General features: G+C 61.7%; 19 protein-coding genes and 1 riboswitch. Of the genes, 10 read left to right on the top strand and 9 right to left on the bottom strand.

Translation table 11 applies throughout. The features are described from left to right. Positions 1 to 3 precede the first annotated feature (3 nt). From AACX78_RS06275 to AACX78_RS06260, 4 genes are all read right to left on the bottom strand, one after another. Positions 4 to 1,926 (bottom strand): glycoside hydrolase family 19 protein, encoded by a 1,923-nt coding sequence (locus AACX78_RS06275; protein ID WP_276529316.1) that lies wholly within the window; start codon positions 1,924 to 1,926, stop codon positions 4 to 6. Positions 1,927 to 2,002: 76 nt separating this feature from the next. Further along, a complete protein-coding gene (locus AACX78_RS06270) occupies positions 2,003 to 4,378 on the bottom strand; it encodes a M66 family metalloprotease (RefSeq protein ID WP_159167465.1) in 2,376 nt (791 codons plus the stop codon). A gap of 87 nt (positions 4,379 to 4,465) precedes the next feature. Further along, a complete protein-coding gene (locus AACX78_RS06265; protein WP_159165686.1) occupies positions 4,466 to 7,078 on the bottom strand; it encodes a glycosyl hydrolase family 18 protein in 2,613 nt (870 codons plus the stop codon). A gap of 111 nt (positions 7,079 to 7,189) precedes the next feature. Beyond that, a riboswitch (cyclic di-GMP riboswitch) is annotated at positions 7,190 to 7,277 on the bottom strand. A gap of 173 nt (positions 7,278 to 7,450) precedes the next feature. Further along, entirely contained in the window at positions 7,451 to 10,951 is a 3,501-nt protein-coding gene (locus AACX78_RS06260) for a hybrid sensor histidine kinase/response regulator (protein WP_159165685.1), read from the bottom strand. A gap of 223 nt (positions 10,952 to 11,174) precedes the next feature. Between AACX78_RS06260 and AACX78_RS06255 the strand changes: the two genes are divergently transcribed. From AACX78_RS06255 to AACX78_RS06245, 3 genes are read left to right on the top strand one after another with little or no spacing between them, the layout of a single operon-like run. Beyond that, positions 11,175 to 11,795: a DUF2975 domain-containing protein gene (locus AACX78_RS06255; RefSeq protein WP_159165684.1), complete on the top strand. Its 621-nt coding sequence runs from the start codon at positions 11,175 to 11,177 to the stop codon at positions 11,793 to 11,795. Between the two features lie 7 nt (positions 11,796 to 11,802). Next, the gene (locus tag AACX78_RS06250) at positions 11,803 to 12,012 is read left to right on the top strand and encodes a helix-turn-helix domain-containing protein (RefSeq protein ID WP_159165683.1); all 210 of its coding nucleotides are present in this window, start codon (positions 11,803 to 11,805) and stop codon (positions 12,010 to 12,012) included. A gap of 17 nt (positions 12,013 to 12,029) precedes the next feature. Next, positions 12,030 to 13,238, top strand: coding sequence for a hypothetical protein (locus AACX78_RS06245; protein ID WP_201302796.1), 1,209 nt, complete (start codon positions 12,030 to 12,032; stop codon positions 13,236 to 13,238). A gap of 72 nt (positions 13,239 to 13,310) precedes the next feature. On the opposite strand, the gene AACX78_RS06240 is transcribed toward AACX78_RS06245, so the two are convergent. Together AACX78_RS06240 and AACX78_RS06235 are read right to left on the bottom strand one after the other, a co-directional pair. After that, positions 13,311 to 14,450 carry a 3-phenylpropionate MFS transporter gene (locus tag AACX78_RS06240; protein WP_159165682.1) on the bottom strand — a complete coding sequence of 380 codons (1,140 nt, stop codon included), beginning with the start codon at positions 14,448 to 14,450 and terminating at the stop codon, positions 13,311 to 13,313. 279 nt (positions 14,451 to 14,729) lie between these two features. After that, entirely contained in the window at positions 14,730 to 16,823 is a 2,094-nt protein-coding gene (locus AACX78_RS06235; RefSeq protein ID WP_159165681.1) for a TonB-dependent hemoglobin/transferrin/lactoferrin family receptor, read from the bottom strand. Between the two features lie 187 nt (positions 16,824 to 17,010). Here AACX78_RS06235 and AACX78_RS06230 point away from each other — a divergent pair, with 187 nt between their 5' ends. From AACX78_RS06230 to AACX78_RS06220, 3 genes are read left to right on the top strand one after another with little or no spacing between them, the layout of a single operon-like run. After that, on the top strand, positions 17,011 to 17,994 hold the full coding sequence (locus AACX78_RS06230; RefSeq protein WP_159165680.1) for a ChaN family lipoprotein: 984 nt from the start codon (positions 17,011 to 17,013) through the stop codon (positions 17,992 to 17,994). Between the two features lie 20 nt (positions 17,995 to 18,014). Further along, positions 18,015 to 18,566: a cysteine hydrolase family protein gene (locus AACX78_RS06225; protein WP_159165679.1), complete on the top strand. Its 552-nt coding sequence runs from the start codon at positions 18,015 to 18,017 to the stop codon at positions 18,564 to 18,566. Between the two features lie 39 nt (positions 18,567 to 18,605). Further along, positions 18,606 to 19,010 (top strand): hypothetical protein, encoded by a 405-nt coding sequence (locus AACX78_RS06220; RefSeq protein WP_005311736.1) that lies wholly within the window; start codon positions 18,606 to 18,608, stop codon positions 19,008 to 19,010. Positions 19,011 to 19,082: 72 nt separating this feature from the next. On the opposite strand, the gene hutZ is transcribed toward AACX78_RS06220, so the two are convergent. Next, positions 19,083 to 19,640 (bottom strand): heme utilization protein HutZ, encoded by a 558-nt coding sequence (gene hutZ / locus AACX78_RS06215; RefSeq protein WP_005311733.1) that lies wholly within the window; start codon positions 19,638 to 19,640, stop codon positions 19,083 to 19,085. Then, the gene (gene hutX, locus AACX78_RS06210) at positions 19,637 to 20,149 is read right to left on the bottom strand and encodes a heme utilization cystosolic carrier protein HutX (RefSeq protein ID WP_021138344.1); all 513 of its coding nucleotides are present in this window, start codon (positions 20,147 to 20,149) and stop codon (positions 19,637 to 19,639) included. Before hutX ends, hutZ begins: the two co-directional genes overlap by 4 nt. 168 nt (positions 20,150 to 20,317) lie before the next feature. On the opposite strand from hutX, the gene AACX78_RS06205 reads away from it, so the two are divergent. From AACX78_RS06205 to AACX78_RS06195, 3 genes are read left to right on the top strand one after another with little or no spacing between them, the layout of a single operon-like run. After that, complete coding sequence (locus AACX78_RS06205) at positions 20,318 to 21,157, top strand: heme/hemin ABC transporter substrate-binding protein (RefSeq protein ID WP_159165678.1); 840 nt, start codon at positions 20,318 to 20,320, stop codon at positions 21,155 to 21,157. Beyond that, positions 21,154 to 22,185, top strand: coding sequence for a FecCD family ABC transporter permease (locus AACX78_RS06200; RefSeq protein ID WP_201302795.1), 1,032 nt, complete (start codon positions 21,154 to 21,156; stop codon positions 22,183 to 22,185). The genes AACX78_RS06205 and AACX78_RS06200 overlap by 4 nt, the downstream gene beginning before the upstream one ends. Before the next feature lie 14 nt (positions 22,186 to 22,199). Next, positions 22,200 to 22,988, top strand: coding sequence for a heme ABC transporter ATP-binding protein (locus tag AACX78_RS06195; RefSeq protein WP_159165677.1), 789 nt, complete (start codon positions 22,200 to 22,202; stop codon positions 22,986 to 22,988). Positions 22,989 to 23,240: 252 nt separating this feature from the next. Here the strand turns inward: AACX78_RS06195 and AACX78_RS06190 are convergent, their stop codons facing one another. Then, the gene (locus AACX78_RS06190) at positions 23,241 to 23,867 is read right to left on the bottom strand and encodes a YitT family protein (protein ID WP_159165676.1); all 627 of its coding nucleotides are present in this window, start codon (positions 23,865 to 23,867) and stop codon (positions 23,241 to 23,243) included. Positions 23,868 to 24,199: 332 nt separating this feature from the next. Here AACX78_RS06190 and AACX78_RS06185 point away from each other — a divergent pair, with 332 nt between their 5' ends. After that, positions 24,200 to 25,210, top strand: coding sequence for an NAD-dependent epimerase (locus AACX78_RS06185; protein ID WP_159165675.1), 1,011 nt, complete (start codon positions 24,200 to 24,202; stop codon positions 25,208 to 25,210). The last annotated feature ends 271 nt before the right edge of the window (positions 25,211 to 25,481 follow it).

Genomic DNA, 25,481 nt, shown 5'->3' with positions numbered 1-25,481 from the left:
AGGTCACAGCTTGATCCAGGCATCCCCCCAGGCCGTGCCCTTGCCAGGCTCATAGGCCCAGGCCGCGCCCGCACACCAACCGGTATAGGGGTGGGGCTTGCACTGGTAGTTGCCCCCCAGATTGCTTACCTTGTCCCCCGCCTTGTAGGCCGTCCCTGCTTGGTAAGGGGGGTTGCCATCCGGCGGCGTAGTACCGCCACTGCCCTTGATCAGGATCTCGTGGGTCGCACTGCGACTGAGCCCCTGCTCGTCGGTCACCTTGAGCACGAAACCGTAGCGGGTATCGCTGACCGGCGTGGCAGGCAGGGTAGCGCTCAGGGTGGACTGGGTCAGATCCGAGGCGCTGGCCCCGGCGGGCAGGGTCCAGGCATAGCCGAGCGGTTTGCCTTCCGGATCGCTCGACCCCTGGCCGGAGAGCAGCACGGTCGCACCGCCCAGCGCCTCGCTCGGGCCGCTGATGTTGGCCACTGGCGGCAGGTTGGTGCCGCCGCCGTTGTCCTCGATCACCACCTCGGGGAAGAAGTGCTGCACGCACTGGCTGTAGTCCCGCGCCTTGAAGGCACTGAAGCGGGTCTGGTAACCCACCAGCTTGCAGGCGTAGCTCTTGCCGCCATTGGGATTGCCCGGCACATAGCTCCAGTCATTCTCCCAATAGATGGGCAGGGCGCCGGCGCCCGCCTCGTCAAAGTACTTCATGTTCTTGCAACCAAGCACCTCGTCTGCCGGCACGGGTACCCCCAGATACTGGGCCTGGGCCTGGTAGTAGGTGATGCGGTTCTGGGACTGGGCGTGCTCGGCCGTGCCACCGCACTCCACCCCGCCGTTGATGATCTGGGTGGTCACCCCGAAGCCCGGCACCAGACCATTCTGCCTGTCGTGGTCATTGGGCTGCCAGGTGCCGTCGATCACGTGCAGCATGGAGGGCTTGGGCGGCTGCGGATAGACGAAGAAGAAGACGGCGCTGGCGAGGTTGAGCCAGGTGTCCGCCACTTTTTCCGGGTTGTCCAGCAGGGTGCGCACTGTGCCGAACATGGCCTCGGAGAAGGGGCCATAGTTGTAGTTGTAAGAGAGCTGCTTGGCGCCACGACCGAAGTAGCTCTTGAACTCGCCGTTCTCGAACTTGCCGCACGGCCACTGCTGACCCTGCCACACATCCGGCCGACACTCGGCGTTATAGCCACCGCGCATCTGCTCGGTCCAGCCCATCTCCCGCACCCAGACCAGGCCCTGACGCCATTCGGGTTCGGGTCGCCAGCTCTCGTGACCGCCGGTCTCCTGGGCGAAGTGGGCAAACATGATGGCCAGCGACTTGCGGCAGATGGCCTCGGCATTGCGCCCGTCGCTGTAATCACCGCAAAAAGCCGGGAACTTGGCCACCGCCTGCAGGAAGCCGCGATAGGTGTATTCCGGGGCCCGCAGCGGGAACAGGAAGTTGAACTGGGACTCGCTGAGCAATCCCTCGACCCGCTTGACGTTGGCAGGGTTGAGCGCAAGCCCGGGGGCCACCGCCTCGACCACGGCATTGTCGCGGGTCGCGATGGAGGCCTTGACCGCCGCCATGGCAGGGAAGTCGGTGAGCGCCTGCTCCCTGGCGTCCAGCTCGCTCTGGCTCAGGTAGACGGGCGTGCCTTCGGTGGCGCCGCTGCCCCCCTCCACCGGAGGCGTGATGCCAGTGCCACCATCAGGCGGAGTCGCTTCCCCATCCCCCATCAGGGCCCACGGAGAGTCCCATTCATTGGCCACTTGTACCCCCGGGCTCTGGCCCGGATTGGCGTACCACTTGGCTTCATAGATCTTGCCGTTGAAACTGACCTGGCTGCCGCCACTGTAACCCTGATTGATGTCATACAGGGTGGCGGCCCACAGCTGACCGCTCAGACAGAGTCCGGCCAGCAGGCTGGCCACAGAGGACTTTCTTATCATCATCGTTACCTCTTGCTAGATAAAAGGCGGGGCTTGGCCCCCGCCTGTGGTACCTCGCATTGCGCGAGGAAAAAGCGTCTCAGCGCGTCAACGGCATGCCGTTGACCGTGTAGCCGAGACCGGCCGGTGCAGGCGTGAGCAGAGCGTCACTCTGCACCTGATTGCGGCACAGCACGCTGGCGCTGCGCGGCTCACTGGCAGTGGGCACGTTGACGTGGAACTTGTTCATCACGCTGGCGCTCAGGCGATGGTTGGCCAATCTGAAACGCAGCAGCCCATCACGGGTCTCCACCTGCAATTGGCAATCCCCCGTCCCGAGCCGCTCGCTGTCATCGCCATAGGTAAAGCCATAAGCACCGTGCAAGGCCGGATAGAGGTAACCGGGCAGCTGCCTCTGCGGATCGTAGTAACCGACCAGGGTCGTCACCGGCACCCCGAAGGCGTCAGGTTTGCGCTCCACCGCCAGGTCCGCCAGCGGCCCCTCGTTCCAGCGTGCACCGTCCGAGGTGTAACTCTTCTTGAAGCCACGGGAGACGGTGATCTGCTGACCGTTGATGAAGAGGGTACTGTTGTAGCCAGCGTCGTGATCGACAGTGACGATGCGGCCACGATTGACCGCCGAGGCCAACGGCAGCTGGATGTTGCGGGTCCAGTTGCCATCCCACATGGCCACCTTGACCAGGTCGTACTCGGCCAGCAGGGCGGCCAGTTTCACTTCTCCCAGATCACTCACGGGTGCCGTGATCTGCTCGGAAAGGTCGACCTTGTGACGGTAGGGCTCCATTTTGGCGCGGCTCTCGTTCCACTTGCTGAAACCCGTGGCGGAACTGGCATCAAACACTGCCTTGCTCTCGAGGAAGCGCTGGATGATGGCCGCCGAGTTGGGGGTGTAGAGCGTAAAACGGTTGAAACCGGAGAGCGGCGCACCGCCAGCCATGGCATCGAGACCAAAGGTGCGGCTGTGGAACGGCGCCTGACACTGGCCATCCAGACAGGTGCTCTGGCCGCTGCGGGTTGCGAAGAAGTTGGGAATGAAGCGGTTCTTGTCGCCATCCCAGCCCCAGGTGGCATTGTTCTGGTCGGCGCTGCGATGCACAGAGCCGGCAAAGCCCCCCACATAATGACCAAGGCCGTAGTTGTGACCCACCTCGTGGCTGAACTCGTTGCCAAGGGACGCGTCCAGGGTGACTATGCCGCCCCCGCCGGAGCCGCCATGTACCTTCACCCCGTTGGCGTACTTGCCGCGACTGTTGTGGGCAGCCAGCTGGGCCACCACATAGGGGTGGCTGCTCTCCCCCTCCCCCGCCGTGCTGTTGATGCCGTAGTTGGCATTGTCGATGCCATGGGAGATGAGCTCTTTACCGATGCGCTGGCGCATGGTGCCGTCGTGCCAGCCCCCTTCACTCGGATCAAAGTCGGTGAGCAGGGTGCCATCCGGCAGCATCACCTCGGGCAGCGACAGGGGGGCATATTGACTCACGATGAGACGGCTGGCAGGTATGGTCTGGAAGTACTCCCGATGTGCCTCAGGATCCTTGGCAAAGGCAAACTGGTTGCGCGGTGTGGTCAGCATACCGATGTCGATGGTGTGGATCAGCAGCTCCCCCGGTGCCCCCACCTTGAGGCCCGTCAGCTCGCCGTGGAGCTGGTTATGGCTGAACCACAAGCTGAGTCCAGGTACTATCCATTTGGAGGGTAATACCCCGCTCCAGGCATCGCTGGCGTAGGTGATGCCGTTATTTTCCAGCTCACCGTCACGGATCCACTGACCGCGCACAAATTTGAACTGCTGACTCTGACCACGGGAGAGTGTCACCTGACGGCCACTGAAAGTGACAGTCGAGTCGTAGCCGGCATTGGAAGCGAGGCGCACCATCTTGCCTTCCAACGCCGCATCCGTCGGCAAATAAACGTTGCGCACCCAGCGCCCGTCTGCGGTCTGGATGGACACAAGCGCATGGACTCGCAACTTGCTCAGCAGGAAGGCGCCGGCCGGATCACCCAGCTTTGCCAGTTCGCTGCTGCTGTTGATGACGCCTGTGGTACCGGGGCCCGGGGTGAAATCGACCCCCTCTTCGGGGGAACCCTCCAGGTAGTAAGCCGTTTTGGGTAGTTTTGAGGGCAGATTGAGTCCCATTGAGCCGAGCAACTTACCCGTCCCATCATAGGCCATCACCACCATGGGAGCTGTGCTGTCGGCTTGCATCGGCCTGACCAGCAACAGGCTCTTGCGCAGGGCGGTGAGATGGGGCTGATTGTCCCCCTCACGAGGATGGGCGGGCAGGATCTGGCTCTGGGCAAACTGCACCCTGGCCGCCAAGGATCCTTGCAAGTCATTCTGTGGGGTTGTGCCGTCGAATATCAGGGCAGGGACTGCCTGAGTAGCGGCCAGCAGAGAACCGCTTGCCAGCACTGCGGTGATCAGGCTGGCAATACGGGTAGTGTGTATGGTCATCATGACGCTCGCTGTTGTTGTGGGAAAAAGAAGGGGCATGCCAAGCATGCCCCGGTTGGTTCACAGAAAGGCTAGTTGACAAAAAAGTTAATTACAGATGGCAGCGCCCAGGTCCTGCCAGACGTCGTGCTGGCCGGGCTCATTACCCTTGGTCCAGTACTGGGCCTTCCACTGGTGGCCGTTGTGGGTGGTCAGGTCACCGGCGTTGTAGGCTACCCCCGCATCCCAGCCCAGCTGCACCTGGCTTGTCAGCTTCCACTGATCGGCGCTGCGACTCGGCTCATTGCCCTGGGTCCAGTACTTGGCCTGCCACACCAGCTGGTTGTGGCTCACCTTCTCGCCACCGTTGTAGGTGGTCGCGGCTTTCCAGGCCGGCCAGTTGGCCGCATCTGGATCGGTCGCCCCGCACTCGCCTCCCCCGCTGACCGGCGTCACGGTGAGACGGGTCTTGCCCTGGGCATCCAGCACGCCGTCGGTCACTGTGACAGTGAGGTCGTAGCCGGTCGACTCGGTCACGCTGGGACCGGTAACCACCAAAGTGCTGCTGTTCTGACCGCTGGCCGTCAGGCCTGCCGGCACGCTCCACTGATAGCTGAGGGTGTCACCGTTGGGATCGGTGGCGTTGGCAGTGATGCTCACCTGCTTGCCTGCCTGTACCGAGACCTTGTCCTGCACTGTCACCACCGGCGGCAGATTGGGTTGCGGCGCCTTGTTGGTCACCACTACCTGATCCTTGGCACTGAGGTTGTGGTCGTCGGTCACCGTCAGTTCGAACACCAGATTCACGTCCTGGCTGACCGCATCGACGCTCACCTTGGCCTTGGCCAGGTTGGCATCGCTCAGGGTCGCCTTGGGACCCGAGACCTGAGTCCAGTTGTAGCCGAGCACAGCGCCTTCCGGATCGCGGGAGGAGGAACCGTCCAGCACCAGCTCTGCCGGGCCGGTCACGGCAAGATCATTGCCAGCGTTGGCAACAGGCGGCTTGTTGGTGGGCGGCGTTGTGCCTTCCCCGTTGCCCAGCCCCTCGTGCATGGCGTTGAGAATGTCGCCGTTGTCGGCGTCGATTTCCCAGGCAAACAGGCCGCCGAGCTGGTTGGCCAGCACGTACTGTCCCTTGGCCTTGACCGAACGGTCGTCATCGAAGGTGATGAGCTCACCGGTGGATGCCTTGAACACATAGGGTGCCTCGGCAACTTCGTCATAGCTGTACTGCCAGTCACCGGCCATCTTGCCCTTGGCGATGCCACGGTAGTCGATGACCCCCTTCTCCCAGATCCCTTCCGCTTCGGTGCCCGCTATGGGGCCGGTGGCGGTGCCGGTGAAGGGATTGTTGCCCTGATAACCGCTGACGCCGGTCCAGCCACGGCCATACATGGCCGCGCCGACCACCACCTTGCCCGGTTCGACGCCCTGACCCAGCAGTGCCTTCACCCCCTTGTCCGTGGTGTAGCGGGTATCGGGATCCCAGCTAGCGTCATACAAGGCGGTCTGGTGCCCCAGCTCGGTGTTGGTCCAAGCGCCGTTGAAGTCGTAGCTCATCAGGAAGATGTGATTCATGTATTGCTGGGCGGCGCGGTAATCCACCTTGGCAATCTTGTCATCGCCGGCGCTGATGGCGGAGGTGAGCTCGTAGGTGCGGCCCGTCTCTGCGCTCAGCTCGTCGAGCATGGCGCGCAGCTCCTTCATCAATAGCACATAGGTCTCGCCGTCGGAGGCATTACCAAGATCCGGATTGGCTCCCTGGCCACCCGGGAACTCCCAGTCGATGTCCACCCCGTCGAAGAATTTCCAGGTTTGCAGGTACTCTTTCACCGAGGCGACGAAGGTGTCGCGCTTGGTCTTGTCACCAAAGAAGAAGAAGGGGTCGGAGAGGGTCCAGCCGCCGATGGAGGGGAGAATCTTCAGGTCAGGATAGGCCTGTTTGAGCGCCATCAGGTTGCCGAAGTTGCCCTTGTACGGCTCGTCATAGGCGGTGAGATTGCCCTGCCCCATCTGGATGGCAGCCCAGGGATCGTGGATGGAGACCTTGAAGTCCTCCCGCCCGGCGCAGGAGCGTTGCAGCGCCTCGAAACTGCCGGAGATGGACTTGAGACTGTCGTTGATGCCATTGCCGCCACAGATGGGGGTAAAGCCGTAAAGAATGTGAGTCAGGTTCTGGGCCGGGACCTTGTCCACGGTGAACTTGCGGCCATAGACGCCCCACTCCACATAGTAGGCCCCCACCACCTTGCCGGATTTGTTGGCGTAAGGTTTGTTGTTCTCCTGCAACGGCGCCTTGAGCGGCACCAGATGGCTGCCATCTGTGTCGGCCACCAGAATTTCTTTCTTGTCGGAGAGAGTGCAACCATCGGCATTGCACAGGGCCACCTGCATCTGGTAGCGGCCTCCCTTGGTCACCTTGAAGTTGGCGGTGCCAGAGGCTGACGCGGCGCCGGACCACACCTCCTGGCCATCGAGCAGTACCTTGGCCGTCTGGCCGACATCACCGGACCAGAGGTTCCAGCTCACGCTGACCGGCGCGCCATCGGCATGTACCTTGACCAGTTTGTTGTAGGAGGTGGCGGCTTGATCGACTTCGACGATGGCGAACTTGGTTTCGCCCCAGCCGATGGTGGGTTTGCCGGGGGCTGCAGCGAAGGCGGAGGAGGCACACAGACCCCCGACCAACAACGCCAGTACTGAGGGTTTTGGACTTAACATAGTTGAATATCCTTATTTCGTTCTTGGAATTAACAACGAAAAAGGCAACGCCAACCAGACAGGTAACGCAGACAACATCGCGCCATGGCTTGGCCCATGGACGAAACAACCTGTGGTGGCCCCGCTATCTTAGGTACTGCTGACCCTTAGACCGGAAGCTTTGCGTCCCGGACTTTCGTCCGGTTTGCCTTTTGCACAACTTGATTTGCGACAAAAAATAATCGCCGGTTGAATATAAGGAGTTAAAAGAGGAAGGGCAAACCTCTGGCAGGTTATTAATAAGCCACTTTTTATCGAAAAATAGCCCCAAACGAGAAGAAAAGACGCTTTGCTGTGTAAGAAAGCGCCGATCTTGACGTCTCGGGGCTGAGATTAAAAATCAGACGAATTACTTGTTTCGTGATCATCATCAAGTTTGGCCGGCCGCAATATGCTGTTCATCAGCGCACGCAACTTGAGCGGTTTGACCGGTTTGCTGATGTAGCCGTAGCCGTGTTCACGGATCTGCGCCTGCAACTCGCTCTTGCGATCCGCACTGATGATGATGCCGCCAATGTCGTTGCCATGGGCGAGGCGCAGCATGTGCAGGGCCTGCAACCCTGTCTTGCCGTCATCCAGGTGGTAATCGGAGAGCACCAGCTGCGGCAGGAAACCGCCGGCGATGAGATCCTCCGCCTGAGCCTGGCTCTGGGCACACACCACCTCGCAGCCCCAACGCCCCAGCAGGGAGTGCATGGCGATGAGAATATCGCCCTCGTTGTCGATGCAAAGCACCCGAACGCCTTCCAGTTGGCTATCCCGCAGGGCGGGTGCCGCCACTTGCGTCGTTGCGACAGGGCGGGTCGCCAGATTGAGGGTGATGGCAAACACGGATCCCGCCCCCGGCCAACTGCGCAGGGTCAGGTTGTGGCCCAGCACCAGAGCGATGCCGCGGGCGATGGCGAGCCCCAGACCCAATCCCTGCTCCTTGGCGGTGCGGGAGTGATCGAGGCGCGAAAATTCGTCGAAAATCGCTTCCTGCTTGTCGAGCGGTATGCCGGGGCCGTTATCCCACACCTCGATGCGCACCTTGTCCCCCAGCCGACGGCAACCGAGCAGCACACGGCCGCCCGGGTTGTAGCGAAACGCATTGGTGAGGAAGTTTTGCAGCACCCGCCGCAGCAGGCGCACGTCGCTGTACACGGCCAGCTTGCTCTCCACCACCGAGAACTGTATGCCCCCCGCCTGGGCCAGCACCCCGAACTCCGCCTTGAGGTTGTCGAACACGTCGTGCAGGGCGAAATCGAGCTTTTTGGCCTTGAACTTGCCCGCCTCGAGCCGCGAGATGTCGAGCAGATCCGTGATGAGATCCTCGGTCGCCCCCAGCGCATCGTCGATGTGACGGGCGATGCGGGCCGTCTCATCCCGGGGGGGCAGCATCTCCAGCAGGGAAGAGGTAAACAGCTTGGCCGCATTGAGGGGCTGGGTCAGATCGTGGCTCACCGCCGCCAGGAAGCGACTCTTGGAGTGGTTGGCCCGCTCCACCTGCTGGTTCACCAGCAGCAGCTGGCGGTTCAGCTCCGATAGCTCGTGGGTACGCTCGGCCACCCGCGCCTCCAGGTGTTCGTTGGCTTCCCGCAGCACCCGTTCGGCGTCGCGAAACGGGGTGATGTCGGTAAAGGTCATGACGAAACCGCCGGCCGGCATGGGGTTGCCCTGCATCTCGATCACCCGGCCATCGGGTCGCTCCCGCGCCGAAATATGAGGGCTGCCACGCTGCATGAAGGCCACCCGCCGCGCCACCTGGGCCTCGATATCTCCCGGGCCGCACAACCCCTGCTCGGCGTTGTAGCGGATGATCTCCTCGATGGAACGCCCCATCTGGATGAGGCCGGGCGGGTAGTGGAACAGCTCTATGTAGCGCCGGTTCCAGGCCACCAGCTTGAGCTCTCTGTCCACCACGGAAATCCCCTGCCCCATGTGCTCTATGGCCCCCTGCAGCAGGCCGCGGTTGAAGCGAAACACGTCGGAGGCCTCGTCCACTATGGTGGCGATCTCTTCGAGCTGCATGTTGCGCCCCTGCAGGGCCGAGGCCAGCACCAGCCGGGCAGACGAGGTGCCAAATACCCCGGCCAGCAGCCGCTCCGTATGGGCGATAAGCTCAGCCGAGGCCTGCATCTGGGGCGCCAGGGTGCCGCCCCGCTCGCCGGCGAAACGACCGAAGGCGCGCTTGACCCGGCTCGAGCCGACGAAGCGGGCCGCCAGCATCTCCAGCTCCTTGACCGAGACCCGCGCCTGATAGAGGGCCGTGGTATCGCGGCTCGGCTTGCCAACGAAGTTGGCCGCCTGCAGCCGCTCGCTCACCGCCGCCCGCGACAGCAGGGAGCCAGCCACATAACCGAGCAGGTTGAGCAAGAGGCTCAGAAAGATGCACCAGGCCCCCAGGCTCAGATCGCGAAATGCGGGCCAGTCAGGTGGCGCCAGCAGGGATTCCAGCGGCGAGCCGGCCAGCAGGCCGCTCTCCGCCAGCAGGGTCGCAAACCAGAGGCTGACCCCGAGTGCGAGGCCAAGATAGACCCCCTTGCGGTTGCCGTGCCGCCAGTAGAGGCCGAGCAACAGGGCCGGCGCAAACTGGGCCACGGCACCGAACGACAGATAGCCGATGCGTGACAGACTGGTGAGATCCCCAAGCCAGAGGTAGAGCCCCCAGGCCGCCAGCAGGATCAACAGGATGGCGCCCCGGCGTACCTGCAGCAGCAGTCGCACCAGCCGCTCGTCCCGCCCCTGCTGCCAGAAGCGACGCAATAGTATCGGCAGCACAAGGTCGTTGCTGACCATGATGGCCAGGGCGATGGTGGAGACGATCACCATGCCGGTGGCCGCCGAAGTACCGCCGAGAAACGCCAGCATCGCCATGCCGTCGAAGCCGAGCGACATGGGCAGGCTGATCACATAGGTATCGGAGGCCATGCCGGCCCCCACCCACTGCTTGCCCGCCAGCGCCAGCGGCCAGATGAAGAGTCCCATCAGGAACAGGTAGAGCGGAAACAGCCAGCGCGCCCAGTGCAGATCCTGGCCCTGGTTGTTCTCCACCACTGTCACGTGAAACTGGCGCGGCAAGCAGATGACAGCGCACATGGCGACCAGGGTGTAGATGGCAAGCTCCAGCAGGCTGCCCGGCGTCACCGCCACCACGGCATCGAGAAAGTCGCTGGCCACCAGAGTGCGGGCCTGACTCGGCTTGCTGAGGATAAGCCAGAGCGCAAAGCCCCCCACCGCCATGAAGGCGAGCAGCTTGACCACGGATTCGAAGGCGATGGCCACCACCATGCCTCTGTGGTGCTCGGTGGCGTCCAGATGGCGGGTACCGAACAGTATGCTGAACAGGGCCAGCAGCAGGGTGACCCCCAGTGCCAGCTCGGCCGTGTTGCCAGTCGGTCCCGCTGGCACCGAGTTGGCCATCAGCAGATCCAGCCCGGTGACGATCGCCTTGAGCTGCAATACCAGATAGGGCAGCACCCCTATGATGGCAACCAGACTTATCAACATGGCCAGACGCTGGGACTTGCCATAGCGGGCAGCGATGAAGTCGGCGATGGAGGTGATGTGCTCGCGCTTGGCCACCAGGATGAGGCGGGCCAGCAGACGCCAGCCGAACAGGAACACCAGCATGGGGCCCAGATAGATGGGCACCGGCGACCAGGGGGATTCGCTGGCCTGACCGACGGTGCCGAAGAAGGTCCAGGAGGTGCAGTAGACCGCCAGCGACAGGCTGTAGAGCAGGGGTTGCCCCTTGAGACGGCGGCGCTTGCTCTTGTCAGCCACATAGGCGATGAGAAACAGCAGCCCCAGATAGGCGAGCGACAACCCGATCAGCAGCCATCCCTGGTGCATCTGTAACCTCTTGTCCATGTTGAATATTTAAGCGCGGCAGCTGCCAGTCTAGAGAGGAGCCCGGAAAATGTCATCTCCTTCTTGCCAGTCAATCCTTATCGTTTTTCAATAAAAAACCCCTTGACGCAATCTCGAAAAACGATAAACATTGGCGTCAGGTTATCGATAAACAGTAAGCAAACGCCGCCTTGTGCGGCCCATGGCGTCTATCACGAGGTATAGGATGAAATACAACAAGCTCGAACGCATGAGCAGCCTGATCGAATGGATCCTGCTGTTCGCCCTGCTGGCCACCCCGATCATGACAGTGCTGGTTACCTGGTCCCATCTGCTTGGCGGTAGCGACTACCTGCAGGATCAGCTTATCAATGCGCTGGCTCTGGAGGGTGACAAGGTGCTCAATGGCGTGCCACTGACCATGGGGGAGACTACCGCCACCCAACAGGCCGCCCCCACCCCCTCGCTCAGCGACTATCCGCTTGACCTGGGCACGCGCCTGCTGGCTACCCTGGTCATGCTGCTGCCGGATCTGGTGTTCATGCTGATCCTGTGGCAACTGCACCAGCTGTTTCGCGGCTATCGGCACGCCATGCTGTTCACCTTCAGCCAGATCCGCCGCTACCGGCTGATCGGCCTGCTGCTGTGTGCCAGCTTCGTCACCAAGATCATCACGACACCGCTGCTGGACACAGTGCTCACCCTGCCAGGCCCCGAGCTGCACGGCACTATCAACATCAGCTCATCGGACTTCCAGTTGCTGCTGGCAGGCTTGATTGTCTCGGCACTGGCCCTGGTGATGCGCGAGGCCAAACAACTGGCCGACGAACAACAACTGACGGTGTGAGGATCCCATGCCCATCATAATCCGGCTCGATGCCCTGCTGGCCGAGCGCAAGATGACAGCCCGTGAACTGGCCCAGCGGGTCGACATCACAGAGGCCAACCTCTCCATTCTCAAGAACGGCCATGCCAAAGCGGTCCGCTTCTCCACCCTGGAAGCCATCTGCCGCGAGCTGGACTGCCAGCCGGGCGACCTGCTGGGCTATGAGCAAGCGCGCTAACCCGCAGGAACGACGCCATGACCCTTCCACCCGTCATCCAGAGTCTGTTGCTGCTCCCCTTCTGGGGAGCAGCCGTCGAGGCCCCGCCCGGCCCAAGCTATCAGCTCATGGCCAGCGCCAAACCCGACACCCTGCTGATCCGCTTCATCCCGGAAGGGACACAGCCTTTCACTCTTCTGCCTGCCCGTACCTTGCGCGGCACACCACAACAGGGGTTGCCTGCTCTTACCTGCCTGGAGAGCGGCGCCAGGGTCAAGCCGGGCCAGCCCATCCGGTGCCGCGAGCTGAGCTGGCAGGTGACGCTCAAGCCTGTGCCTGCTACCGGGGCCGATGCCTCTGCCCAGCAGAGCCTCTACTTTCCGCAAGGCGGCTGGCTGGTCACCGAATGGGGGAATTTCCCGCGCCAGCAGGGTGCACAACCGGGCCGGGTTTGCCTGCCGGATGGCCAGTGCCACCCCATGCCCCGCATGGACGAGCCGCCACTGATCCTGCCCTTCGCCCTGCCAGCGACAACCCAGTCTCGGCAGGGAGCACGTCTGCAGATCCATCACGACGGGGTGGCCGGGGCGCTGAATATCGCCAGCCTGCAAAAGAAGCTGGAGGCCATCATCGATTACCTCGCCTTTCAGCTCGATGCCCCGCCCCCACGCCAGCCCTGGCAACTGGTGTGGCTGGCGCGCGACATCAGTACCCACTCGCTGGGAGGCGCCGCCGGTGCCGGGGCTTTTGTCGCCAACTATCCGGTCAGCGACAACCAGCCCACTGCCGATGCCCCACTGCGCCTGCTACGCACCAGTGCCCACGAGGCAGTGCACATGCTCGACACCCGGGCCAGACCGACCTGGGTCGCCGAGAGCCTGGCGGAGTACCTTGCCATCAAGTCGCTGCACCGCTTCCGTCTGGACACCACCACGGCCGCCGACGAGCTGGCGCACCGCGAAGACCACCTGCCCCATGCCAAGGCAGGCCTCTATCGGGCCAGTGATGCGGTCAAGGCGGGAGATCTCTCCTACTATCCCCTTTTCCACGTGAAAGGGAGCGCCTTCTGGGAGGCGCTGGATCTGGCCCTGCAACGCCATCACCGTACCCTGTCGGCACTCTTGCCGCATCTCTCCTGGCAAAAGGATGGTCGCTTCGACGCGGCCTCCAGCACCTTGCTGGCGGGCACCCTGGGTGCCGAGGTCTGGCATTCCCTGATCGGCCGCTATCTGAGCGAGCCAGCGTGAGGCGAGCGACATGCAAAAAGGGGAACACATGCTCCCCTTCACTTTGTCTGGCACCTTCATCCTCCACCGGGATCAGGCTGACGCTGCCTCGCCAGTGCGCAGCCGCAGGAAGAAAACGGGCACCACCACCAGCACCATGATGAAGAAGATGCCGCCACCGAGAGGCTCGAACAGCAGGCCAGAGAGTGTCATCAGGGCGGCCACCGTCATGCCGAGACCGAGCGCCGCGTAGAGTGCCTGGGTGGGGATCAGCTGCTCCGTTGGCAACTGACGGGTCATGAAGCGCACGGCGCCTAGGTGGCTGACGCAGAAGGTGACCGCATGGAGCAACTGACCCGCCACCAGCACCACCATATCGGTGGAAGCGCCGAGCAGGCTCCAGCGCATCACGCACCCAATCGCCCCCACCAGAAACAGCGTCTGGGCACCGAAGCGGTTGAGGAAGCGCTTGTCGGCGGCGAACATGCCGATCTCCGCCACCACCCCCAGCGCCCACAGATAGCCTATGGTGGTACCGCTGTAACCTGCCGCCTTCCAGTACATGGCGCTGAAGCCGTAGTAGGCGGCATGGCTGCCCTGCAGCAGGGCCGAGATCAACAGAAAGCGGCGCACCGAAGGGGACTTGAGGGTATCGAGCAGGGAGGCTTTCGCCCGCTCCCCCTGAATGTCGCGGGGCGCCGGATCCAACGGCAACCAGCTGAGCAACAGCATGAGCAGCAATCCCGCCACCATGGTATGCAGCACCCAGTCGCTGCCAAAATTCCCCACCAGCGATCCCACCAAAGTAGATGCAACGATGAAAACGAACGAGCCACACAGCCGCACCTTGCCGTAGTCGAGATGGGCCTGCACCACCATGCGGGTGGCCAGTGCCTCCCCCACCGGCATCAGGGTCGGGTAGATGAAGTTCGCCACCAGGGTCAATCCCACCAGCCACCAGAGGTTATGGCTCAGATAAAAACCGAGGAAAGCCAGCAGACTCAGCAGACAGAGCAGCCGGGTGATGGGCAGCAGGTGCCCCGCCCCCTTGATCTGCCCCATCACCATCAGGTTGCCGGCGAAGCGGATCGCCATCCCGGCTCCCAGCAACAGGCCTATCATCTCGGCGCTCACGCCGATCCCCTCCAGCCAGAGCGACCAGAACGGCAGATAGGCACCATAGACGAAGTAGAAGGCGCCAAAGAACAGGGCTAACCAGGAGAAGGCGGGCATAGATCCTCGACAGCGGGAAGAAGGGGCACAAATGATAACCGATTTGCAGGGGAGGATCCTGCGATCCTGAGGGGAAGCAAAAATGAAAAACATCAATAAAATTGAACTATTGCCACAAGAGCGGAGTCTATTGAGTAACACCACCTCCTGGTTAGTGTTGCAATCTTTCCACCCGCTTCTGGCGGGTTTCTTTTTTTAGTGGTCATGGGCCGGTTTCAGCCCACAGAAAAGGGGCCTTGCGGCCCCTGAGTCATAAGATGTGCGTGCTGCTCACCGGCATTAGAAGACGTACTTGACCCGTGCGCTCAGGTTGCGGCCCGGCTCTGTCTTGTTGCTGGTGTTGGCGGTAGCGCTCTGCCCAGTGATGTTCTCGTAGCTGACATACTCCTTGTCAAACAGGTTGAAGACACCGACGTTGAGCTGCACATCCTGTATGGGCTTGAACTGGGCGTAGAGATCCACCACACCCCAGCCGGCGCTCTTGATGTTGTCGTTGCCTCTGGCATCCTTGCCCACCTTGTCCATGTCATCGGCAAAGCGCAGCGCCGTGTTGATGTTCCAGTTCGCCTGTTCCAGGCGCACACCCACACTACCGTTGAGCGGGCTCAGGCTGTTGATGTAGTTGCCATCCCCATCCTTGCCTTCGATGTAAGCCAGATTGCCCCAGACGTTGACCAGGTCATTCAACCAGTAGTCAGCCTTGGCCTCGACCCCCTTGGTGGTCGCCTTGTCCAGGTTCTGGTACTGATAAAGCGCAGTGCGACCCTCGGTGCCGACCTGGGTCAGCTCGATGAAGTCGTCAAACTTGTTGTAGAAAGTCGCCACTTCGTAGCTGAAGCCGCCTGCATCGCCGCGTACCCCCAGATCGATGCCATCGCTGCTCTCGGGCTTGAGGTTGGCATTTGGCTCGATACGATAGCCATACGCCTGGTGGTTCAGGGTCGAGAAGGCGTTGTCATACATGGGGGTCTTGTAGCCATGGCTGTACTGGGCAAACAGATTGGCCGCCTCGTGTGCCTTGAACACCAGCCCCAGCTTGGGTGAGAACTCCCCTTCGGAGAACTTCTTGAGGTTTTCGCCCGTGTAGGCGGGATCCTGATCCGGGGTCATACGGTAGTAGTCGTAGCGAACACCCGGCGTCAGTACCCAGCGCTCGCCAAACTTCAGCTCGTCGAAGGCCCACAGGGCACCGTGTTCCGTGGTAGTGGACGGGAAGCTCAGCTCGCTGTAGCCAACGAAATCACCCGGCGTGGTCGGCGCTTTGAAACGGGTGCGCTCGTTGTCGGTATGCTCATACTCCAGGCCCCAGGCGAGGCGCTGACTGGCCAGTGCCTTGCTGAATTTCACCTGGGCCCCCAGGCTCTCTTGCTCGAAGCCGTTGCTGTCCAGCGAGTTCTTGGTCACATAGGGGTTGCCAGGTCTGACCGGATACTTGGAAGAGGCGTACTGATCCAGGGTCTGCTTGGTGCGGGCATAATAGACCTTGCTGTCGATGCGATCGACCCAGGGCGCGTTCAGGGCGATGCCGTGATCCAGCATCAGGGAGAGGTTGTCCGTGTCCTTGTCGGTGATCGGCTGATTGAAGACGGAGCCTGCCTTGGTGAGATCGACGGCATCCGGATCCTGCCCTTCGTTGAAGTAGTCGACGGTCAGTTTCAGGAACTGATCGTCGCTCAGGTTCCACTGGCTCTTGAACAGCACGGCCTGGCTGACGATGTCGAACTCCTTCTTGTCGCCATCGTAGTTCTGGGTCACGCCGCCGTCACGCCAGGTGTAGCGCAGCAGGTTTTCGAACTCGCCGCTGCGCAGGGCACCGGTAAAACCGGCCATGTTCTGATGACTGCTGGAGGCGTAACCACTGGTCACGTCCAGATAGCTGTCGCGGCCCCGGAGGAAATCGCTGGCATCCTTGGTGGTGATGGCGATGACGCCGCCCAGGGCATCGGAGCCGTAGGCCGCCGACGCAGGCCCCTTGACCACTTCTATCTGCTTGATCATGTCGGTGTCGAAGTAGCTCTGGCCGACCCCGCCGTTCTTGTAGGCATCGTTCTGGCGCACACCGTCACGCACCATCTTCACCCGGTTTTCACCCATGCCACGGATGACGAAGGTCTGGGCATCACCAGCACCGCCTATCGCAGTCACGCCCGGCTCGTAACGGAACAGGTCGGCAACGTTGCTCACCGCCTGCTCTTCAATCTGCCTGGCCGTGATCACAGTGATGGGACCGGAAACATCTTCCAGTTTTTGCTCCATCCGTGAGCCGCTGACGACCATGACTTCATCTGCTTTCTTGTCCGCCGCAAAAACCGGGGAAGCGAGGCCGGTCGCCACGGCAAGGGCAACCAGCGAGAGGGTGTTGTTGTGCGCCACTGTGAATCCTTATTGAGAACTGTTATCAAACAGCTGGCATATTACTTAGCTCGCAACAAAGATCAACAATAAAAGGAATCATTCTCATTTTCTTTTGTCATAGTTAGGTTCTACACTATTCCCCTCTGTTTTCCAGCTCGCCATGCTGTCATCGTATGGCCCCGGCTCTTCTTCGTTGTGAGATACCATGACCCGACTACTGCCCCTGCTCACCCTTCCCCTGCTGCTGGCCGCCTGCGCCACACCGCCAAGTGACGATGCCGGCACCCTCTACCACTATCAGCTCAGCGCAGGCCAGTCAGATGCAGGCCAAGGTGAGCTGACGCTGACACAGGCGGTGGATCGGGTGGCGGACGCCGACATAGTGCTGGTGGGCGAGCTGCATACCCATACTGCCATACACCTGCTGCAGGCCCGTCTGCAGGCGGGGCTGGAAGAAGCATCCCGGGCCGATGGTCGTGCCCTTGTGCTCTCCATGGAGCAGTTCAGCCGTGCCGATCAAGCCGTGGTGGATGCCTATCTGGCCGGGCGCATAGGTGAGGCGGCCCTCATTCGCGATGGCAACGCCTGGCCCAACTACCAGAGCGACTATCGCCCGCTGGTGGAGTTTGCCAAACAGCACCATCTGCCGGTCATCGCAGCCAACGCCCCCAAGCCGCTGGTGAGCTGTATCGGTCAGGAGGGGCCACAGTGGCTCGACAAGCTCCCCGCCAACCGCCGCAGCCAGCTTGCCCGCGAGCTGACGCTCACCGACGATGGCTATCGCCAGAAATTCATGGCCTCGCTCCACCACGGTGATGCCGACGGCAATGCCCGCCGCTTCGCCGCCCAGACCAGCTGGGATGACACCATGGCCGAAAGCATGGTCGATTATCTCAAGCAGCATCCCGGCCGGCGCATCATGCACATCGCCGGCAACTTCCACGTCGAGGGGGGCCTGGGGCTCGCCAGCCGCATCGCCAGTCGCAACCCTGCGCTCAAAGTCGCGCTGGTGGTGCCAGAGACTCTATCGCAGACGAATGCACAGATCCCAGCCGGGCAAGTTGCCGATATACGGGCCCGGATCACACCTCTGCCAGAACGCTGGCTAAATGCAGATGAAATGAAGCAAGATATGGGCGCACTGCATCAATCCCGAAGCCGTGACTGCAGCCAATGGCTGCAACCCTGAAAATCGCCTAAGGATTCCATATGGATGTGTTACTGGTCATCGACATGCAACAAGGGCTGTTTGCTCATCCCCGCCATCAGGACGCGCAGGTCATTGCCAATATCAATCGCTTGGCAGACAGCGTGCGGGCCAATCAGGGCCGTGTCATCTATGTGCAGCACGACGCACCGGGTTCTGAACTGGAACCCGGCAGTGCAGCCTGGCAGCTTCACGCCGATTTGATCCCGGCGCGCAGCGACAGCAGGGTGAGCAAGACCGCCTGCGACAGCTTCCTCGATACAGAGCTCGGCTTTCTGCTGGCGGAACAGGCTGTGGATCGCCTGCTGATCTGCGGCTGTGCCACCGATTTTTGTGTCGACACCACGCTGCGCAGCGCCGCCGCCCGGGGATTTGACGTATTCGCGGTGACGGATGCCCACACCACGGCGGATCGTCCTCATCTGAGTGCGGAAAAAATCATCGAGCATCACCACTGGATGTGGGAGCACCTGAGCCTGCCAAAGGGCAGAACCGTGACCCTGCTCACGACGGATGCGTTGCTCGAAGCCACCCAGCCCGAGCTGACGTGTTAATCTGCCAGCCTTGAAGTGATCACCGGATTGGAGTCTTGTGTGCGTCTACTGTCTGCCGTTGCATTCATGCTGTTGTTACCAGCAATTTCTGCCTGCTCCGGTTTGCCGGGGCGTCAGCCGGATGGCCCGGCCCCCCTGTTTAGAACCCAGATCAACGAAGAGGGGAGCAAGCGTTTCACGTTTGAAGCCGCACCGTTCGACACCCTGCCTACCCGGCTGGAGGAGAACGACGGCAATCGCCTGAGTCGCAGCAAAAGTCTGCTGGAACGGCGTGAAGCTCTGCAGGATGCACAGTTGACCCAGACCCTGGCCGAACGGAAGTATTGCCACAATGGCTATATCATCCTCAGCCAGACCTCCTGGAAGATCCGGGGCGAGTGCAACGAGACGGCCAGCCAGGCCGATCGCGATGCCTTCCCCAACAAGGCTTCCTGGCAGGACTAGCTCTCTGGCGTGACACGCAATAAAAAAACGGGCAGCCTGGGCTGCCCGTTTTTTTATTGCAAAGGCCTGTCGTCAGACTGGCGCATCGGCCGGGCTGGTCAGCTCGGCACCGTTGTCGACCCGTTTGTGCCCTTCCACCAGATGCACGAAATCCACCAGCTCGTCACCTGAGACGCGAAATGCCTGGCCGAAGCCTTTGACGAACAAACCCTGCTCGGGTTTGAGGCGAAACAGCACGAAATCCTTGAGATTGGACAGCCCTTTGACTATCTCGCCAAAACGCCCTTCCAGCGCGGCAATCGCCTGACTCCAGCGCACGTCGTCACGGGCCACTACTTCGGCCAGTGCATCAAAGGTGAGACGCTTGCGGGCGAACAGCTCACGGGCACCTGTCTCGTCCTCGATCAGCATCAGCGATACCTTGGGTACCTGTTGCAGGTTGCGGGCGTGACGGGCGATTTCAGAGATGAGCACATAGTAGCCATCTTCCTGCAGCACGAAGGGGGCATAGCTGGCGTTGGGGTTGCCTTCGCTGTCCACCGTCGCCAGTTGCAGGGTGCGGCAACCGTCGCGAAACTCGCGGATCTCCGGTTGCAGACGATTCTGCAGACGCTCCTGACGTTCACTCATGCTTTTACTTCCTCTTGGTACTGGTGGCGCAAGGCCATGAAACGCTCCACCTGGGCAGGCAACAGCTTGCGCTGCTCATCACGTCCCAGATAGACCTTGAAAATACAGCGGCCGCTGTGGCCGAAGAACTGGAAAGAGTGGCCTTCTTTACCCATAAACAACTTGCTGACCAGGGCAATGCCGACCACGTTGTCGAGCTTGAGATGGCCGTGCATCTCGCCGTCACGCCCCATCAGGTTGTAGTAGCCGCGGGCGTTCTTGCCCCTGGGAAAGGGCGCCTTCACCTCGAAAATGGAGCCATCGGATTCGACGATGGTAGTCACCTGACCCCAGTCGGCCAGATCCGCCAGCAGAGCTTCAGCCTGCTCGGCGGGGACCAGGGTCACCAGCTCGTCGGGCAGGTGGCGCACCACCTCCCACTCGCTGACCGCCAGCTGAGTGGCAATGCTGGAAGGATGGGCGCTGGGATCTTGCTCCAGCAGCTCATGAATGCGTTGTGCAATGCTCATCGGTTCTCCCTGGGGATGCGTTCTGCATCCCTCTTCTGTCATGGCGAATACTGTAATAAAGCGCCCAAACCAATGCAATTGATAATCGCTTTCATTCTCAGTGCATTTTTTTCACCGACTTGATATTCTCGGCGCAAACCCAACTTCATTCACCCTTCGGAGGTTAGCATGGGTCGTCGTTTTGCCCTCGCACTCACCCTGCTGAGCTGCTCAGCTCTTTCCCTGCCAGCAAGCGCGCAGGAACGTATCGTCAGCATAGGTCCTGCCACCACAGAGCTCATTCTGGCGCTGGGCGGTGAACAGAGCCTCGTCGCCACCGACATCAGCAGCGTTGAACCGAAAAATCTACCCAGGGTCGGTTATCACCGTGCCCTCTCCGCTGAGGGGATCCTCAGTCTGGCGCCGACCCGGCTGGTCGGCAGCGACGAGATGGGGCCGCCGCCTGCGCTGGATCAACTGCGCCGTGCAGGCGTCGCAGTGAGTGTGCTGGAGACGGCACCGACCCTGGCCAACCTCAACCAGCGTATCGATACCCTGGCCAAGCTGCTCAATGACCCGGCCGCCGGGGCGGCACTCAAGGCCGAGATCCAGACCCAGACCGATCAGCTGGCCGCGCAGGCTAAACAGAACAAGCCGCTCAAGGTCGCCTTCCTGCTGCTGCACAAGGGGCAACCCACCAGCATAGCTGGCGGCAACACCACCGCCAGCGCACTGCTCACCCTGGCGGGCGGCATCAATCCGGTAGACCAGCTGAGCGACTACAAACCCGTCTCTGCCGAAGCCCTGATCAAGCTGCAGCCGGACTTGGTGCTGGTGAGCGGCCGCGACTGGCAGCAATATCAGGATCCACAAACCGTGCTGGCACAGGTGCCCGCGCTCGCAGCGACGCCGGCAGGCAAGAATCGAGCCATCCACGCTATCGACGGCCACGCCCTGCAAGGGGGTCTCAGTCTCACCTCGCTGCAACAGGCGAACCAGATCGCCAAGTGGATCAAGCTGGGCTCATGATGCGTCTGCCACTGCCCTGGTTGCTTTGCCTCACCAGCGCCGCGCTGGCACTGCTGCTGGTCGGATCCCTGGCGACCGGCCCAATGGCGCTCTCCCTCGGCGAGAGTCTTCGCGCTCTGTTTGCCGGGCAGGAAAGCGGCATTGAAGCCCACAAGCTGCTGATCGTGCAGGAGATCCGCCTGCCCCGTACCCTGCTCTGCATCGCAGTGGGCGGCATTCTCGGTCTCTGTGGCGCCGTCATGCAGGGGCTGTTTCGCAATCCGCTGGCCGATCCCGGCATCATAGGCGTCTCCGGCGGGGCCGCCCTCGGTGCCGCGCTGGCCATAGTGCTGCTGGCCCCTCTCGGCCAGCAGTGGCAGAGTCTGCTCGGCATCGGCCTGTTGCCGCTGCTCGCCTTCCTCGGCGGGGCGCTCACCACCACGCTGGTATATTTGCTCGGCACCCGGGAAGGGGGCACCTCCGTCACCGTCATGTTGCTGGCCGGTGTGGCCATCACGGCGCTTGCCGGCGCCGTGATCGGTCTGCTCACCTATCTGGCCGACGATCAGATGTTGCGCAACCTGAGTCTGTGGCAGATGGGCACACTGGCGGCAGGCAAACCGGTGGACGTGGCACTGGCGCTGCTGACCCTGGCCGCTCTGCTGCTGCTGTTCATGCGCGATGCCAATCCCCTCAACGCCCTGTTGCTGGGGGAAGGGGAAGCCCGTCATCTGGGAGTGAATGTGCAATCCCTCAAGCGGCGCCTCATCTTGCTCACCGCCGCTGGGGTCGGTGTCGCCGTCGCCGTGGCGGGCATGATCGGCTTCGTCGGCCTGGTGGTGCCCCATCTGGTGCGACTGCTGGCCGGGCCCAACCATGTCAGACTGTTGCCGCTTTCAGCTTTGCTCGGCGCCGCCCTGCTGCTGGGCGCCGACATGCTGGCTCGCACCCTGATGGCGCCGGCCGAGTTGCCGGTGGGCATCATTACTGCCCTGCTGGGCGCCCCCTTCTTTATCTGGCTGCTGGTCAAGGGCCGCCGGACGCTTTAACCAGAGGTCTCACCTTGTCAATATCATCCCCTCTGCTGCGCTGCCACCAGCTCAGCCTCACCCGTGGTTGCCGCCCCATCCTGGACAGACTCGACCTCACACTGCAAGGTGGCACGCTCACCGCCCTGCTGGGGCCAAACGGCGCAGGCAAGAGCTCACTGCTCAAATGCCTGACCGGCGAGCTGGAGTACGAAGGGGAAATCAATCTGTTTGACCGGGAGCGGCAAGCCTGGGCCAGCAGAGAGCTGGCCCACCGCGTCGGCGTGCTGCCGCAGAGCTCCTCTCTCAACTTTCCGTTTCTGTGCGAAGAGGTGGTCGCCATGGGGCGCCTGCCCCACACAGAGCCCGGCAGCCGACGGGACGAGATAGTGCGGGCCGCCATGACCCACGCCGGGGTCGAGCACCTGGCCAGACGTCTCTATCCCGGCCTCTCCGGGGGGGAGCGACAGCGGGTGCAGTTCGCCAGAGTGCTGGCCCAGATCTGGCAAGCACCGGACGATCCCCAGCAGGCGCGCCTGTTGTTGCTGGACGAACCCACCTCGGCGCTCGACCTCAAATATCAGCACCAGCTGCTCACCATGGCTCGTGCCCTGGCCGCCCGCAATACCGCCGTACTGGTGGTGCTGCACGACCTCAATCTGGCGGCGCGCTACGCCGATCGGCTGGTGATGCTGGATCAGGGCAGGCTGATGGCCGATGGTACCCCGGCCGAGGTACTGACCCCGGCCTTGATCGACCGCCTCTATGATTATCCCGCTCAGGTGATCCATCACCCTGAGACAGGCCTGCCCATGGTGGTGTGAAGGGAGGGAGAGATACCGGACTCACAGCCCCAGTGGTATCACGACTCTCCCCTAAGTGATTCGTCACACCGAGACGGCTCTACCCATTGTGGTGGGGGGTGGCTCGGGATCCTGGATAGCAAAAGAGCGCCATCAGGCGCTCTGTTTTATTTGCGAGAAACGTCTCGACTCAGGCTATCTGATAACGGCCCGGCTTGTGTCGTTGAACGTCAACACCCGATACGGATATCGGATGAACGTAATATCGGGTTCTCACGCTATCTGATAGCGGCCCGGCTTGTGATTGAGTGTCAACACCAGGTTACAGATGATGGCCGCCACCACCGAGAGGGCCAGGATCCAGGGCTGCACCACGAAGCAGGAGGCAACGACTATGGTGCAATCCAGCCCCATTTGCAGCTTGCCGGCGCGGATGCCAAAGCGGTCCTGAATAAACAGCGCCAGTATGTTGAAGCCACCCAGGCTGGATTTGTGGCGGAACATGATGAGCAGCCCCATGCCAATCAGGGTGCCGCCGATCAGGGCCGCATAGACGGGCTCAATCTTGCCGATCTGCAACACGGCGTTGAGGTGATCCGTCATGAAGGAGACAGCCGCCACAGAGACGAAGGTATTGAGGGTGAAGCGGGGCCCCATCCTCAGCCAGGCCAGGGCGTAGAACGGCAGATTGATACCGAAGAACAGCAGGCCGAAGCTCAGGCCCGTCACCTGTTGCAGCAAGAGCGCCAGCCCGGCGGTACCGCCGGTGAGCAGGCCAACCTGATGAAACAGGAAGATACCGAGAGAAACGAAACCGGCAGCCGTCAGCAGGGCGAGTACATCTTCATAAAGCGGGTGCACAGAAGCGTGCAGGTCCGCAGAGCCCGGGGTGTTGTCCATAACCTGTATCCAATAGCGAAGTGAAAAGAGTGTTTTTGCCGCCATGGCGGACGCGAGCCCTGTCCGCAGGGCTTCGTTATGGGGTCCAGTCTATTTTTTGCGACCATGATCACAATAGCCCCGGGAAACGCCCCGTTTTGGTGCCTGTCATTCTCCATTGACAGGCCGTGCACCAAGATGCAGCATGCCGCGCCTGACGAGCTCCGCCATCGCCCACTATGTCGCCGGAACGACGTGGCGCCGGCGTGCACACTCTGGTAAAAAGCCGACAGCCACCTTCCAGTCCCCGTTCAGGACCAGAGACCCCCAATGATCAGCACAGGACAACACTCATGAAGTATCTGGTGACAGGCGCCGCCGGCTTTATCGGCTTTCACGTGGCCAAACGGCTATGCGAGGCAGGCCATCAGGTGGTGGGGCTGGATAATCTGAACGACTACTACGAGGTAAGCCTGAAACAGGCGCGACTGGCCCGGCTGCTCCCCTTCCCCCACTTCCAATTCGAACAGCGGGAGCTGGCAGATCGGGATGCCATGGCAAACCTGTTCACCAGCGGCCAGTTCGAGCGGGTGATCCACCTGGGCGCCCAGGCGGGGGTACGTCACTCACTGGAAAACCCGTTCGCCTATGCCGACAGCAATCTCACCGGCATGCTGACTGTACTGGAAGGGTGCCGCCAGCACGGCATAAACCATCTGATCTACGCCTCCTCCAGCTCCGTCTATGGCCTGAGCGATCTGATGCCCTTCTGTGCCGAACAGCGGGTAGATCACCCCGTCTCTCTCTATGCCGCCACCAAGAAGAGTGGCGAACTGATGGCCCACGCCTACTCTGCGATCTATGGTCTGCCTACCACAGGCCTGCGCTTTTTCACCGTCTATGGCCCCTGGGGTCGCCCCGACATGGCCATCGCCAAGTTCACCCGCGCCATCCTGGCGGGCGAGCCCATCGATGTGTACAACCACGGGGATCTCAGCCGCGACTTTACCTATATAGATGACATAGTGGACGGCATACTCGCCATCGCCGAGCTGCCACCCCGCGCCAATCCGCACTGGCATGCCAGCCAGGACTGTCAGGCCGAGAGCGCTGCCCCCTATCGCATCCTCAACATAGGCAACGGCCAGCCAGTGCGGCTGCTCGATTTTATCGAGGCGCTGGAGCAGGCGCTGGATAAGCCCGCCATCAAGCGGATGCTACCCATGCAGGCAGGCGACATGCACGCCACCTGGGCCGACAGCGAGCCCCTTCACACCCTCACGGGCCCCCACCCCGCCACCCCGCTCAGGCAGGGCGTCGCCGAGTTCGTGCGCTGGTATCTCGACTATTACCGGCAGGGGTGAGCCACGGTGACATGAATGTACAATCCTGACTAAATAGCGCGGCGTGGAACATGAGTCATCACAGGCTTCCCCCATCGCAAGCCACTTTTGCTACCCCTTGTGATTGGACTGTCCCTTCCAATGCCCACCGGCATCCCACACGGGCCTGTATTTGCCATTGGTTCCATACCATTTTGATCTCTGGGCAGGTGGCGTCATAACAACAGGATCCACTGGATTAATGGCAGAGAAGGCCATGTTCCCCTATATCTTCTGTACCCCAACAGGAGAG

This window comes from Aeromonas sp. 9A (assembly GCF_963900955.1).
Taxonomy (GTDB): Bacteria; Pseudomonadota; Gammaproteobacteria; order Enterobacterales; family Aeromonadaceae; genus Aeromonas; species Aeromonas salmonicida.
Note: the sequence above shows the minus strand (reverse complement) of the source record. Positions and strands in the feature narration are given on the sequence as shown.

Excerpts from the sequence above, each read along its gene's own strand:
- AACX78_RS06250 (WP_159165683.1), top strand. The coding sequence starts at position 11,803 with ATGCCCATCATAATCCGGCTCGATGCCCTGCTGGCCGAGCGCAAGATG.
- AACX78_RS06225 (WP_159165679.1), top strand. The coding sequence starts at position 18,015 with ATGGATGTGTTACTGGTCATCGACATGCAACAAGGGCTGTTTGCTCAT.
- AACX78_RS06185 (WP_159165675.1), top strand. The coding sequence starts at position 24,200 with ATGAAGTATCTGGTGACAGGCGCCGCCGGCTTTATCGGCTTTCACGTG.
- AACX78_RS06255 (WP_159165684.1), top strand. The coding sequence starts at position 11,175 with ATGAAATACAACAAGCTCGAACGCATGAGCAGCCTGATCGAATGGATC.
- AACX78_RS06205 (WP_159165678.1), top strand. The coding sequence starts at position 20,318 with ATGGGTCGTCGTTTTGCCCTCGCACTCACCCTGCTGAGCTGCTCAGCT.
- AACX78_RS06270 (WP_159167465.1), bottom strand. The coding sequence starts at position 4,378 with ATGACCATACACACTACCCGTATTGCCAGCCTGATCACCGCAGTGCTG.
- AACX78_RS06265 (WP_159165686.1), bottom strand. The coding sequence starts at position 7,078 with ATGTTAAGTCCAAAACCCTCAGTACTGGCGTTGTTGGTCGGGGGTCTG.
- AACX78_RS06240 (WP_159165682.1), bottom strand. The coding sequence starts at position 14,450 with ATGCCCGCCTTCTCCTGGTTAGCCCTGTTCTTTGGCGCCTTCTACTTC.
- AACX78_RS06190 (WP_159165676.1), bottom strand. The coding sequence starts at position 23,867 with ATGGACAACACCCCGGGCTCTGCGGACCTGCACGCTTCTGTGCACCCG.
- AACX78_RS06275 (WP_276529316.1), bottom strand. The coding sequence starts at position 1,926 with ATGATGATAAGAAAGTCCTCTGTGGCCAGCCTGCTGGCCGGACTCTGT.
- AACX78_RS06245 (WP_201302796.1), top strand. The coding sequence starts at position 12,030 with ATGACCCTTCCACCCGTCATCCAGAGTCTGTTGCTGCTCCCCTTCTGG.
- AACX78_RS06200 (WP_201302795.1), top strand. The coding sequence starts at position 21,154 with ATGATGCGTCTGCCACTGCCCTGGTTGCTTTGCCTCACCAGCGCCGCG.
- AACX78_RS06260 (WP_159165685.1), bottom strand. The coding sequence starts at position 10,951 with ATGCACCAGGGATGGCTGCTGATCGGGTTGTCGCTCGCCTATCTGGGG.
- AACX78_RS06230 (WP_159165680.1), top strand. The coding sequence starts at position 17,011 with ATGACCCGACTACTGCCCCTGCTCACCCTTCCCCTGCTGCTGGCCGCC.
- hutZ (WP_005311733.1), bottom strand. The coding sequence starts at position 19,640 with ATGAGTGAACGTCAGGAGCGTCTGCAGAATCGTCTGCAACCGGAGATC.
- hutX (WP_021138344.1), bottom strand. The coding sequence starts at position 20,149 with ATGAGCATTGCACAACGCATTCATGAGCTGCTGGAGCAAGATCCCAGC.